Here is a 13184-nt window from a genome sequence, read left to right as displayed (position 1 = left end):
CTCGTCATGACCGGCCGGTGGCCGCAGAGGTCGCCCCGGCATGCCAGATGGAAGGGCAAGTGATGATCGAGGCCACAGGCCTGACAAAGAGGTACGGCGCGAAGACTGCCGTGGACGGCGTGACGTTCACCGTGCAGCCGGGCCAGGTGACAGGCTTCCTGGGCCCGAACGGCGCCGGCAAGTCGACCACGATGCGCATGATCGTGGGGCTGGACCGGCCGACCGCCGGCACGGTCACCGTCAACGGCAAGCCGTACGCCGCGCACCGCCGTCCGCTGGCGGAGGTGGGCGCCCTGCTCGACGCGAAGGCTGTGCACACCGGCCGCACCGCGCGCAACCACCTGCTCGCCATGGCCGCCACGCACGGCATCTCGACCAGGCGCGTCGACGAGGTGATCGAGCTCACAGGCCTGCGGCCCGTCGCGACCAAGCGCGTCGGCGGGTTCTCGCTGGGGATGGGCCAGCGCCTCGGCATCGCGGCGGCCCTGCTCGGCGACCCGCACACGCTGATCCTCGACGAGCCGGTCAACGGGCTCGACCCGGAGGGTGTGCTCTGGGTGCGCAACATCGCGAAGTTCCTCGCGTCCGAGGGCCGCACGGTCTTCCTGTCGAGCCACCTGATGAGCGAGGTCGCCCTCACGGCCGACCACGTGATCGTGATCGGCAAGGGCCGCATCCTCGCCGACGCCCCCGTCTCGGAGATCGTCGACGGCGCCGAGCGCAAGCTCGTCCGGGTCCGCTCGCCGCAGGCCACGGTGCTCGCCGAGCTCCTGAAGGGCACCAACGCCGTGGTGCACGGCGTCGAGCCGGGACTCATGGAGATCCGCGGCACCGACGCGGCCGCCGTCGGCGAGCTCGCCGCATCGGCGAGGATCGTGCTGCACGAGCTGACGCCCGTCGCGTCCACGCTCGAGGAGGCGTACATGTCGCTGACCGCCGATTCGGTGGAGTACCAATCCGAGGACATCGCGGCCCACGCGGCCGCGCAGTCCGACCTCGAGGGGAGCAAGGCATGAGCGCGACGGTCACCGCCCAGGCGGGCGGCCCGGCGTCGGGCACGACGGCGGAGCACACCTCGGTGCAGAACGTCACCTTTTTCCGGCTGCTGCGCTCGGAATGGATCAAGCTGTGGACGCTGCGGTCGACGTGGTGGACGCTCGGCTCCACGGTGGTCATCATGGCCGGCTTCGCACTGATGATGGCCGTCGTGGTTCAGTTCCTGAACGACCAGATGGGCGACGTCGAGCCGGCCCAGGAGGGCCAGGCGTCGATGGACGCGGTGTTCGGTGCACCGACCGTCATCGCGGGCGGGTACGAGTTCGCCGCCCTCGTGGTCGCAGTGCTCGGCGCCATGGTGATCACCGGCGAGTACTCGACGGGCATGATCCGCTCGACGTTCGCCGCGGCGCCCGGCCGGCTGAACGCCTTCGCGGCAAAGGCAACGGTGCTCGCCGCTGTCACGGCGGTACTGACCACCGTGTCCCTGCTGCTGGGTTGGCTCGTCAGCCTCCCCATCCTGAACGCGAACGACATGGCCCTGGACTGGTCGAACGGCGACGACGTACGCAAGCTCTACGGCGTCGTGATCTACACGGCGCTGGTGGCGCTGTTCGCGCTGGGGATCGGCACCCTGCTGCGCCATACGGCGGGCGCGATCTTCACGGTCGTGGCCGTCTTCCTGGTGATCCCCTTTGTGTTCAACATCGTCGTGGCGTTCGCGTCGAGCCTGGACTGGGTTCTGGACGTGAACAAGTTCCTGCCGAGCGTGGCGGGGTCGGCGATCACGCCCTCCGGCGCGCAGGTGCCCGAGGTCCTCGACCCGTGGGTGGGCATCAGTGTGCTCGGCGCGTACACAGTGATCGTCGTCATCGCCGGAGCCCTGCGCCTCAAGCTCCAGGACGCGTAGCAAGCCGACGTCGGCCGTCGCCGCGTCAGCGTAGATGCCGGTCGGGCGTCAGCGCCGGCGCTCCGTCCGAGATCAGTTTCCAGAACACGATCAGGCATGCTCCGAACCTCGGATGCATGCCTGATCGTGTTCTCGTAGCGGATCTCAGAGACGGCCGTCAGTCGAGCGGGTCGAGCGGGTGGGGCCAGGCCGGGGGCGGCTCCGGGCGCCGGTGATCGGGCTCCGGTTCCGGTTCGGCCTCCGCCTGCCACTGGGGTACCTGGCGCGGCGATGCCTGGTGCTGCGGCGCCTCGTACTGGGCCTCGTACTCGGCTTCGTACTCGGCTTCGTACTGGGCCGGCTGGCGCTGGGGCGGGTTCGACCACTCCTGTTGCGGGTGCCACTCCTGCTGCTGGGGCACCTGCTGTTGCGGCGCCTGCCGGTGCTGGGGCGCCTGCCGCGGCGGCTCCTGCCACTGGGGCGGCGTCTGCTGCTGGTTGCGCGGCGGCTGCGTGTTCGGCGCGGCCTGCGTGGGCCAGACGGGCGGAAGCTGCCGGGACGGGCCCTGCTGGCCCGGCCCCCGCTGGGCCGGCCCGTCGTGGTGGGCCGCGTGCTGGGGCGGCAGGTGGGTCGTCGGCACGTGAGCAGGGCGGACCTGCGGGGCCTGACCGGAGCGAGTCTGCGCGGGCGGAGCCTGCGCCGGCGTCGGCCTGCTGTGCCGGCCAGGACGGGCCTGGCCCGGCTCCATCCAGGTGCCGGACGACACGGGCGAGGATTCCACGGCCGGCGGCCAGGGCTGCGTCGCCGGAGCGGCCTGGGGAACGGGACCGCGGCCGCCCGGGGCGACCGCAGCCTCCCGGGCCTGCCGCTGGGCCGCCGCCTGCCGCCCGACGATCTGGAACGCCCCGGTCGCCACGCTCGGGAACGCGCCGGTCAGCGGCCCGCGGGTGGTGCGTCCGGCAGCCTCGTCCGCGGCGCGCCGACGTTCGGCCCGGCGCTCGAAGAGCGTGTAGATCACCGGCACGACGTACAGGGTGAGCAGGGTCGAGGACACGAGCCCGCCGATCACCACCAGCGCGAGCGGCTGCGAGATGAACGCCCCGCCGCCCGTCAGGCCGACGGCCATAGGGGTCAGTGCAAAGACCGTGGCCAGCGCCGTCATGACGATCGGGCGGAGCCGCTTGCGCGAGCCCTCGCGCACCGCGTCGTCGAGGCCCATGCCGTCGTGGCGGTACTGGTTGATCAGGTCGATCAGCACGATCGCGTTGGACACGACGATGCCCACCAGCAGCAACGTGCCGATCAGCGCGGGCACGCCCAGCGGCGTGTTCGTGGCGACCAGCGTGATCAGGGCGCCCACTGCCGCGAACGGGATGGACACGAGCAGGATGAACGGCTGGGCCAGGCTGCGGAACGCGGCCACCATGACGATGAACACGAGGGCGATGGCCGCCAGGAGCGCCATACCCAGGTCGTTGAAGGCCTCGGCCTGGTCGGCGGCGGCACCGCCCACCGACACCGTGGCTCCGGCCGGCAGGTCGATCGAGGCGATCTCGGCGTTCACAGCCTCGGTGACCGCGCCGAGGTCGTCGCCCGCGGGCGTCACGGACACGGTGGCGGACCGGTCGCCGTCGATCCGGCTGATCGACGTCGGCGTCTTGGCGACCTTCACGTTCGCGACGTCGCTCAGCGGCACGGCGCCGGCCGCCGTCGGAACCGGGATCTCCCCGATCTCCGACATCGTGGTCGGCACCGCACCCGCGGAGAGCGTGACCCCGACCGGGCCCTCCGCGGTGTGCAGCTCGCCCATGTCCTGCGAGCCGGTCAGCGCGGCGGACGCGACCCCGGTCACCTGCGTCTCGGTGAGCCCGTACTCCGCGGCGGCCTTGCGGTCGACGGCCACCTCGACGATCTCCTGCGCGGCGGACAGGTCGTTGCTGACCTCGGCCACGCCGCTCAGCCCGCTCATCGCGTCCTGGATCGCACTCGTGGCCTCGGCCAGCGCCCCGTCGTCGCGCGCGCGGACCACGAGGTCGATGGCGGACGTGCCCACGGAGTCGCCGGCTGAGACGGAGACCTCCGTCGCGGGCTTCTCGGTCAGCCCGCCGACGGCGGCGCGGATGTCCGCGGCGGCGTCCGCGCCGTCGGCGTCCTCGTCGAGCGTGACGGCGAACGACGCCTTGAGCCCGGCGCTCGCGCCGCCGAACGCCGCCATCGACATGTCGCCGCCGCTGCCCACGGTGGCCTGCACGCTGTCGACGGCGTCGACGTCGGCGAGGGCGGCCTCGACCTGCTTCGCCGCCTCGTCCTGCCCCTTGAGCGACGTACCCGGCTCGTAGTGCTGCGTGACGGTCACCGTGTCCTGGCCGTTGTCCCCGAGGAAGCTGGTCTCCATGTTCGGGACGAGGGCCGCCGTGCCGCCGAGGATCGCCACGGCCACCCCGATGGTGACGACGGGCCGCGCGAGCGCGCCGTTCAGCGACGGCACGTAGATGCGCTGCCAGATGCCGCGGCTCTCCTTCTCCTCGGCTGCCGCGCGGGCGAGCGCCGCGCCGCGGCCGAGCTTCTTCGGGGGCCGGATGAACCAGTACGCGAGCACCGGCACGATCGTCAGGGCCACGACGAGCGAGGCCAGCATCGCTATCGACACGGTCAGGGCGAACGGCCGGAACAGCTCGCCCACCATGCCGCCGACGAACGCGATGGGCAGGAACACCGCGACGGTACAGATCGTGGAGGCGGCGATGGCCCCGCCGACCTCGCGCACCGCCGCGAGGATGGCCTCGGTCTTCTCCTCGCCGTACGACATGTGCCGCTTGATGTTCTCGATCACCACGATCGCGTCGTCGACCACGCGGCCGATCGAGATGGTGAGCGCGCCCAGCGTCAGGATGTTCAGCGTGTAGCCGCCGGCGTTCATCGCGATGAACGTCACCGCGAGCGACAGCGGGATCGAGATCGCGGACACCAGCGTGGACCGCATCGACATCAGGAACACGAGGATGACGAGCACCGCGAACAGCAGGCCGAGGCCGCCCTCGGTGGCCAGGCCGTGGATCGAGTCCTCGACGAACGGGGCTTGGTCGAACACGACCGCCGTCTTGACGCCGCGGTCGGTCAGCGTGTCCGCCACCTCGGGCTCGGCGAGGGCCTCCTCGATCGCGTGCGACACCTCGACCGTGTTGGCCTCCGGCGTCTTCGTGATGGCCAGTCCGAGGGACGGCGAGCCGTCGAGGCGGGAGTACGACGTCGCCTCGACCGGCACGAGCTGTACCGTCGCGACGTCGCCCACCAGCGCCGGGCTGTCCGGTGTGACGGGCGCGGTCGGGTCCGTGGGCAGGGCGTCGGCGCCCGCCTCGGCGTCGCCTGCGCCGGCGCCCGGGGTCGCGGTCCCTCCGGGGATGACGGGGAGCTGCTTGAGCTGGTCGACCATGTCGACGGGCTTGCCGAGCTGCACCGACCAGGCGCGGCCGCCCTCAGTGATCTCCCCTGCGGGCATGACCACGCCGTTGTCCTGCAGCACGGTGGTCAGGTCCTGCGTCGTGAGGCCCGCGGCCGCGAGCTTCTCCTGGTCGGGCTGGACGCGGACCTCGGTCTCGGTCTGCCCGGTCACCGAGACCGAGCGGACGCCGTCGACGTCCTCCAGCCCCGGCACGACCACGTTCTCGACGGTGTCCGCGAGGGCGTTGGGGCTCTTGTCTCCCGAGACCGCCATCTGGACCACGGGCACGTCGTCGACGGAGCCGGTCGTGACCTGCGGGCTGACGTCTTCGGGCAGGGCGGCCTGGACGCCCGCGATCGCGGTCTGCAGCCGCTGGGTGGCGGTCTCCATGTCGGTGCCGTAGGTGAACTCGATGGTCGTGAGCGAGACACCGGTGGACGCCGTGGAGCGGACCGAAGCGATCCCGTCGATCGAGGCGATCGCGTCCTCGATCACGTCCGTGACCTGTTCCTCGACGACCTCGGGCGACGAGCCCGGGTACTGCGCGCTCACGATTCCCGTCGGGAGCTGCAGGGACGGGATCAGCTCCTGCTTCAGGGAGGTCATGCTCAGCACCCCGAAGGCAGCTATCGCGATCGTCACCAGAGCCACGACGGCTCGGTTCGCGAGGGACAGCCGGGCGAGATGGAACACGAAGACTCCACGGTGCGGACGAGGATCGGGCAACGGAGCAACGCCGCCGCGTGGCCTGGGACGGACCAACGGGGTGAAACCGACCGAAGTCACAGAGTAGGGCAGTGTGCTGCACGGTCTGCAAGCCCTGGCGCGGCTTGCGTCCTGCGTCTCCCCGTGCCTGGCAGGGTGCCCGAGGGTGCCGGCCCGGCGGCCCGAGCCCAGCCCGTCCGCACTCGGGCCGGGCTGATGTCACAGCTCGGACATGGCCTCCTCGGGTGTGGCCTCGACCCGCCGCGCGCTTCTGTTCCAGCGCTGCCAGAGCACGCGCTCGCCGATCGGGCGGGCCATGACGTGAGCCGTCACCAGGAACACGACCACGCCGACGAGCAGCACCGCCGAAGCCACCCAGAAGGGCGAGGCGGGGCCGACACCCTCGGCGAGCAGGCCGGCGACCACCGGCGCCGGCGCCGCAAAGCCCCACCTGACCAGGTTGAACGCACCGGTGGTGACCCGGCGGTCCGGATCACCGAGGGCGAGCGACAGGTCGGTGAGGTTCGCGTTGGCGATACCCATGAACACACCGGCCACGATGGTCACGACCACCGAGCCGGCAGTCCCGACGCCGACAGCGAGCACCACCACGCACGCCAGCAGGCCGGTGACCGCGACGCCCAGCGTCTGCACGAACCCGATGGCGTGGGCGAGCCGGTGCCCGACCGCCAGGATGCCGACGGCGACGCCGATGCCCCAGGCGGTGAACACCAGGCCGAGCGGCACGACGTCGAGCCCGAGGAACACCGGCACGTACCCGAGCACCACGAAGAACACGAAGTTGTACGCGGCGGTCACGACCGCGAGCGCCCGGAACCCGGGCTTGCGGAACAGCCCGAAGACCTGCCCCAGTCGCAGCGGCGCGGGCCTCTCGGCGGGATCCTTGAGCCGGGTGGCGGAGACCAGGAGCGCGATGACCATGAGCAGGCCGCAGACGAAGAACGGCACGCGCCAGCTGATGTGTCCCAGGAGCCCGCCGATCAGCGGCCCGACGGCGAAGCCGAGCCCGACGCAGGTCTCGAACAGGCCGACCACCCACTCGCGGTCCTTCGCGAGCGCGACCAGGAGCGCCATGGCTGTGGCGAAGAACATCGCGTTGCCGAGGCCCCAGACGCCGCGCAGCACCGCGAGCTGGACGATGTTGCCGCTCAGGGCGGCGAGCACCGCCGCTACCGCGACGAGGGTGACGCCGGTCGCCAGGATCTTCTTGTACCCGAACTTCCCCGTCGCCATGACGGCGGGGATCATGCCGATCGCCATGACCGCGATGTACGCGGTGAACAGCAGCTCGATCTCCCAGGTGGTGGCGCCGATCTCCGCGCCGATGACGGGAAGGATCGGGTCCACGACGGCGATCCCCGCGATCGCGAAGAACGCGGTGAGCGCCGTGGCGTAGATGGCTGTCTTGTTCGGCTCGTTGCGCGTGGTGGCCACGCGGCCTCCTCACATAGATTTATCTGTACCCCACAGGTATATGCCTGTAGGCTACACCTATGTCGAAGAGGACGAAAGAGAGCCCGGGTGCCGAGCAGCCCAACGGCGCCCCCCTCTCCCGCGTCGAGCTGCAGCTCGCACTCCTGCTGCGCCGGGCAGAGCGCACCGGGGCCATCCGCCCGGACTACACCCCGACGCTCGAGCGGTCGGGCTATCTCCTGCTCCTGGTGCTCAGCACCGAGGGCCCGCTCGGCATCAACGCGCTCGCCGAGCGGCAGGGTCTCGACGCCTCCACCGTGACCCGTCAGGTCGTCAGCCTCGAGAAGGCAGGCCTCGCACGACGCAGCCGCGACCCGCGCGACGGACGGGCGGTACGGGTCGAGGCGACGCCGTCGGGCGAGGCCCAGCTGGAGCACGAGCGCACCCGCCGCAGCGCGATGTACGGCGAGATCCTCGCCGACTGGTCACCCGCCGAACGCGCGCTGCTCGCAGGCCTGCTCGAACGGCTCAACCAGGATCTCGACGCGTTCCGGCGCGACCCGGACGACTGAAGCAGATTCCAAAGAACTAGTTGCAAAGAGAGTCTTGCAAAGACATGTTTGCATGCGTAGGGTTGGGGACACCGGCCACCCCGTCCGGAGCCACCACCGAGCCAGGAGATCGCGATGAGCGCCTACGCACCCACCTTCCGTACCGTCGTTCCGCAGTCCGTCGGGATCCCTCGCGCGGCGGTCACGGCCGCCGGCCGGAAGCCGGCCGCACCGAGCCAGGCCGACCGCGCGGCGCAGCGCCGCGAGATCGAGCGTGCCGAGCGGCAGCGCGCCCAGGCCGAGCGCGCGCGCGACAACTCGGCGGCGCGTCACCCGCTCTCGCTGCGCTGACCATCAGGTCTCGCCGTCGTGACATCCGGTCGCGGCGCGCTCACCATCCGCTCCCGGCGGCGGCGAGTGGGTAACGTCCTACCTATGGCGACTGCGCGCAAGGACTCCCCCGGCCCGAAGGCGGGGCCGGACGCCCCGACCCCGCCGGCGCCGCCGACACTGCGGGTGGCCTCGGAGGAGTCCGCTCCCGCGAGCGCCGGCCCACCACCGGAGCTCGGCTCCGAGGCCCTGCGCGCGCTCGCCCATCCCCTCCGCATCCGCATCCTCGACCTGCTGCCGACTCGCGGGCCCCTCACGGCCAGCAAGCTGGGCGAGATCGTCGGCGAGTCCAGCGGCTCGACGAGCTACCACCTGCGCCAGCTCGCCAAGCACGGCCTCGTCCGCGAGGTCGAGGGCAAGGGCACGGCCCGGGAACGCTGGTGGGAGCGCACGCCTGGCGGATTCAGCATCTCCAGCGCCGGTAAGGACTCCCCTGCGGGCCGGCAGACCGCCGAGGCGGTCAACATGGAGTTCCTTCGCCTGCGCAACGAACGCGTTCTGGCCTTCATCCGTGCGGGTCAGGAGATGGACGACGAGACCCTGGAGTCGTGGGTGGGAAGCGCCACCTTCATGACGTCCAACAAGTGGGCGACGCCGGAACAGATGAAGGCGATCATCGAGGCCTGGGACCGCTTCGCGGCGGAACACATAGACCCGCTCAACGGGCAGGAAGGCGGGCCAGGAATGGTGCCGCTCGAGATCCATTTCGACGTGTTTCCCACGATCGACCCGGAGGGCAACCCGCTCTGACGCACGCGGTCTGCCGTGAGCAGATCTGCGGCGGGCAGAGATCGCTACCTCGCGGGCCAGCGCGGGGCGATCGTGGAGAGATGACCGAGACACCCCACACCCAGCCCTTCGACGATCACCTCTCGACGCGCCTGCTGCACCAGCGGATCGTGCTGATCGGCACCGAGATCGACGACGCCGTCGCCAACCGCGTGGCCTCGCAGCTCCTGCTCCTCTCGGCCGAGGACTCGAGCGCCGACATCAGCCTCTACATCAACTCCCCCGGCGGCGCCATCGGCGCCGGGCTGGCCGTCTACGACACGATGAAGTTCCTGCCGAACACCGTTTCGACCGTGGCCGTCGGGTTCGCGGGCAGCACCGCGCAGTTCCTGCTCGCCGCGGGCACCAAGGACAAGCGGTTCGCCCTGCCGCACGCACGGATCATGATGCATCAGCCGGCGGACGGCATCGGTGGCACGACGAGCGATGTCGTGATCCAGGCCGAGAACATGCGGCATATCAAGGACGTGATGACCCGGCTGCAGGCCGAGCACACCGGCCAGTCCGTCGAGACGATCGCAGCCGACTCGGAGCGCGACCGCTGGTTCACCGCGGAGCAGGCACTGGCCTACGGCATGATCGACAAGATCGTCGACCAGGTGACCGACGTCCGTCCGGGCGGAAAGCGGCGCGCCGGGCTCTGACTCCGCCGCGAGCCGTGGTGGTCCGCCGGGTCAGCAGCACGGGCGGAGCAGAGGGCTGACTCGGCGGCCGGATCAGGCCGGCCGTGCGGGGCGTTCCGTACACCTCACGCCGCCAGCAGCACCGCCTCACCTCGCTGCCCGACGGCGGAGCTGCCGGCCGGTGCTTGGAGGGGGTGCCGCGACGACGAGAAGCCGGCCGAACGGCGGGCCCCGGACGAGAGGACCCGAACCCGCCTGCCCTCTTCCTGCGCCGCCAGCGCTAGAGCGAGCTCCGCCCACGCGCGCTCCACCAGGTCGACGAGACGCATACCGAGCGCTTCGCACACGGCGGCGAGCACCTCGGAGGAGGCCTCCTTGCGACCTCGCTCGACCTCGGACAGGTAGGCGGTGGAGACCCGCGCATCCGTCGCGACGTCGGCCAGCGTGCGGCGCTGCTCGCGGCGCGTGCGCCGCAGGATGCCACCCACCAGGTCGCGCAGGAGTGGTTCGCGGGTGTGTTCGAGCGTCCCGGGTCTGGTTCCGGGCCCGTCCTCGTGCGTGGTGCCGAGCCCAGCAGTACCCGCAGTACCTATCGAGATCATTGCCATGTGCCCACTCCCGCCGTTGGTACCCGTCACGCTACCCAACCCCACTGACACTGCAGGTCGTTCCGGCGTCTGCTCCTGGCGTAAAGGGGTAGAGCGTAGGCGGGGTGAGTGTCAGTGCCTCCTGGCACCATGAGACCACCGACCAGGAGAGGACAGTGGTGTTCGGATCTATCGAGGTACGCGGAGCTCGCGAGAACAATCTGCAGGGGGTCTCGCTCGACATCCCCAAGCGGAAGCTGACGGTGTTCACGGGGGTATCCGGCTCCGGCAAGAGCTCGCTCGTGTTCGGTACGGTGGCCGCTGAGTCCCGGCGCCTGATCGACGAGACGTACTCGGCATTTCTGCAGGGGTTCATGCCGTCGCGACCGCGGCCCGACGTCGACACGCTGTCGAACCTGTCGGCCGCGATCGTCGTGGACCAGGAGCCCATGGGCGCCAACGCGCGCTCCACGGTCGGGACGGCCACCGACGCCTACACGATGCTGCGCGTCATCTGGTCGCGGCTCGGCCGGCCGCACGTCGGCGGATCCAACCTCTTCTCGTTCAACGACCCGCAGGGCATGTGCGGCAACTGCGAGGGGCTCGGACGCGTCTCCGCGGTCGACACGGACGCCCTGGTGGACCGCAGCAAGTCGCTGAGCGAGGGCGCCATCACGTTCCCCAACTTCGGGGTCGGCAGCTGGTACTGGAAGGTCTACGCCGACTCCGGCCTGTTCGACGTCGACAAGCCGCTGGCGGAGTACAACGACACCGAGTGGCACGACCTGATGTTCGGCGCCGAGCGCAAGATCGTCTCCGGCGGCATCAACGTCACCTACGAGTCGCTGGTCCCCAAGATCACCCGGCTCTACCTGGTCAAGGACGTCGAGTCGATGAAGGGCGCGATGCGGGCCGCCGTCGACCGGCTCGCCACGTTCACGGCGTGCCCCGCGTGCGGGGGCACGCGACTCAACGACCGGGCGCGGTCGTCGCTCGTCAAGGGCAAGCACATCGGCGAGGCAGCGGCCATGCAGCTCACGGACCTGGCCGAGCTGGTGCGCGACCTCGCCGACCCCCACGTCCAGCCCATCCTCGACGGGCTCAACGACCTGCTCGCCACGTTCGAGCAGATCGGCCTGGGCTACCTGTCGCTGGACCGGGAGTCGTCGTCGCTGTCCGGCGGGGAGGCGCAGCGCACCAAGATGGTGCGGCACATGGGCTCGGCCCTGACGGACATGACCTACGTGTTCGACGAGCCGACCATCGGCCTGCACCCGCACGACGTGCGGCAGATGAACGCCCTGCTCCAGCGCCTGCGGGACAAGGGCAACACCGTGCTCGTCGTCGAGCACAAGCCCGAGGTCATGGGGGCGGCCGACCACCTCGTCGACATGGGTCCGGGCGCCGGCACGCACGGCGGCACCGTCGTCTACGAGGGCGACCTCGCCGGCCTGCGCGACTCCGGCACCGCCACGGGCAAGCACCTGGACCAGGCCGTCACGCTCAAGGCCGCTCCCCGCACCCCAACCGGCTTCCTGCGGATCGAGCGCGCGAACCTGCACAACCTCCAGGACGTCTCCGTCGACGTCCCGCTCGGAGTGCTTGTCGCGGTGACCGGCGTGGCGGGGTCGGGCAAGAGCTCGCTCATCCACGGCTGCCTGCCGCGCGACGGCGTGACGTTCGTGGACCAGTCGCCGATCCGCGGGTCGCGGCGGTCCAACCCCGCCACCTATACCGGGATCCTCGAGCCCATCCGCAAGCAGTACGCCCGCGCGAACGGCGTCAAACCCGCGCTGTTCAGCGCGAACTCGGCCGGCGCCTGCCCGGAGTGCAAGGGCGTCGGCCTCATCTACACCGACCTCGCCTTCATGGCCGGCGTCGCGAGTGTGTGCGAGGCGTGCGGCGGCAAGCGGTTCACCGACGAGGTGCTGGGCTACACCCTGCGCGGCAAGAACATCGCCGACGTGCTCGCCATGGCCGTCGAGGAGGCGCAGGACTTCTTCACGGAGAAGGCCGTGCTCCCGATGCTGACCCGGCTCTCCGACGTCGGCCTGCACTACATCTCCCTCGGACAGCACCTCAACACCCTGTCCGGCGGCGAACGTCAGCGGCTCAAGCTCGCCATCGAGATGGGCGGTGACACGCCGGCCTTCGTGCTCGACGAGCCCACGGCCGGCCTGCACATGCAGGACGTCGACAACCTGGCCGGCCTGCTGGACCGGCTCGTCGACTCCGGCCGGTCCGTCATCGTGGTCGAGCACAACCTGTCCGTCGTGGCCCGCGCCGACTGGGTCATCGACATGGGCCCGGGCGGCGGGCACGACGGCGGCCGGGTCGTCTTCGAGGGCACGCCCGTCGACCTGGCGCGCGAGGAGTCATCGCTGACGGGCCGCCACCTCGCCGAGCTGATCGCCTGAGGCGACCCGGCGACCCGGCGACCCGACGGCCGATCGGTCGCGCTGCAACCGCACTACGCGCGGCGCACGGCCTGAGGTAAACCAGCCCTTCGCCTGACACCGTGGCCGTGCCCCCACCCGGATTCGAACCGGGACTGTGCCGGGTTTAAGCCGGCTGCCTCTGCCAGTTGGGCTATGGGGGCGCACCCCAGAGAATACCGAGCGGCGATCGCCCCACGGGATTTCTGACCGACTGAGTTCGGTCGGTTGCCCAGTCCCAGCACTGAGTTCGGTCGGTTGGGTTTTGTAAGGGCGACTATGTTTCCCATCTGAAAGGAAACGCCGGCAAAAACGGCGGCCACGACGCCTCGGCCCCGCGAGG

The 13184-nt window shown here is 70.7% G+C and carries 10 protein-coding genes and 1 tRNA gene; 7 read left to right on the top strand and 4 right to left on the bottom strand.

What is annotated here, in order from left to right:
* Positions 1 to 62: 62 nt before the first annotated feature.
* Complete coding sequence (locus ACFT2C_RS21010; protein WP_377209024.1) at positions 63 to 1016, top strand: ABC transporter ATP-binding protein; 954 nt, start codon at positions 63 to 65, stop codon at positions 1014 to 1016.
* Positions 1013 to 1906 carry an ABC transporter permease subunit gene (locus tag ACFT2C_RS21005; protein WP_377209023.1) on the top strand — a complete coding sequence of 298 codons (894 nt, stop codon included), beginning with the start codon at positions 1013 to 1015 and terminating at the stop codon, positions 1904 to 1906. Before ACFT2C_RS21010 ends, ACFT2C_RS21005 begins: the two co-directional genes overlap by 4 nt.
* A 157-nt stretch (positions 1907 to 2063) precedes the next feature.
* Here ACFT2C_RS21005 and ACFT2C_RS21000 read toward each other — a convergent pair whose 3' ends face one another.
* Both ACFT2C_RS21000 and ACFT2C_RS20995 read right to left on the bottom strand, forming a co-directional pair.
* Positions 2064 to 6020, bottom strand: coding sequence for an efflux RND transporter permease subunit (locus tag ACFT2C_RS21000; RefSeq protein WP_377209022.1), 3957 nt, complete (start codon positions 6018 to 6020; stop codon positions 2064 to 2066).
* A 231-nt stretch (positions 6021 to 6251) separates the two neighbouring features.
* On the bottom strand, positions 6252 to 7487 hold the full coding sequence (locus ACFT2C_RS20995) for an MFS transporter (RefSeq protein WP_377209021.1): 1236 nt from the start codon (positions 7485 to 7487) through the stop codon (positions 6252 to 6254).
* 59 nt (positions 7488 to 7546) lie between these two features.
* On the opposite strand from ACFT2C_RS20995, the gene ACFT2C_RS20990 reads away from it, so the two are divergent.
* From ACFT2C_RS20990 to ACFT2C_RS20975, 4 genes are all read left to right on the top strand, one after another.
* Positions 7547 to 8038: a MarR family winged helix-turn-helix transcriptional regulator gene (locus ACFT2C_RS20990; RefSeq protein WP_377209020.1), complete on the top strand. Its 492-nt coding sequence runs from the start codon at positions 7547 to 7549 to the stop codon at positions 8036 to 8038.
* A gap of 114 nt (positions 8039 to 8152) precedes the next feature.
* Entirely contained in the window at positions 8153 to 8368 is a 216-nt protein-coding gene (locus ACFT2C_RS20985; protein ID WP_377209019.1) for a hypothetical protein, read from the top strand.
* Positions 8369 to 8452: 84 nt separating this feature from the next.
* Complete coding sequence (locus ACFT2C_RS20980; RefSeq protein WP_377209018.1) at positions 8453 to 9157, top strand: ArsR/SmtB family transcription factor; 705 nt, start codon at positions 8453 to 8455, stop codon at positions 9155 to 9157.
* An 80-nt stretch (positions 9158 to 9237) separates the two neighbouring features.
* Positions 9238 to 9840, top strand: coding sequence for a ClpP family protease (locus ACFT2C_RS20975; RefSeq protein WP_377209017.1), 603 nt, complete (start codon positions 9238 to 9240; stop codon positions 9838 to 9840).
* Positions 9841 to 9944: 104 nt separating this feature from the next.
* Here the strand turns inward: ACFT2C_RS20975 and ACFT2C_RS20970 are convergent, their stop codons facing one another.
* Positions 9945 to 10427, bottom strand: coding sequence for a helix-turn-helix domain-containing protein (locus tag ACFT2C_RS20970; protein ID WP_377209016.1), 483 nt, complete (start codon positions 10425 to 10427; stop codon positions 9945 to 9947).
* A gap of 155 nt (positions 10428 to 10582) precedes the next feature.
* Between ACFT2C_RS20970 and ACFT2C_RS20965 the strand changes: the two genes are divergently transcribed.
* On the top strand, positions 10583 to 12823 hold the full coding sequence (locus tag ACFT2C_RS20965; protein ID WP_377209015.1) for an excinuclease ABC subunit UvrA: 2241 nt from the start codon (positions 10583 to 10585) through the stop codon (positions 12821 to 12823).
* 108 nt (positions 12824 to 12931) lie between these two features.
* Here the strand turns inward: ACFT2C_RS20965 and ACFT2C_RS20960 are convergent.
* A tRNA-Leu gene (locus ACFT2C_RS20960) sits at positions 12932 to 13005 on the bottom strand.
* Positions 13006 to 13184 lie beyond the last annotated feature (179 nt).

The organism is Promicromonospora sp. NPDC057138 (assembly GCF_042670845.1).
Lineage (GTDB): Bacteria > Actinomycetota > Actinomycetes > Actinomycetales > Cellulomonadaceae > Promicromonospora.
The sequence above is the reverse complement of the archived record's forward strand: the minus strand, read 5'-3'. Positions and strand labels throughout refer to the sequence as shown.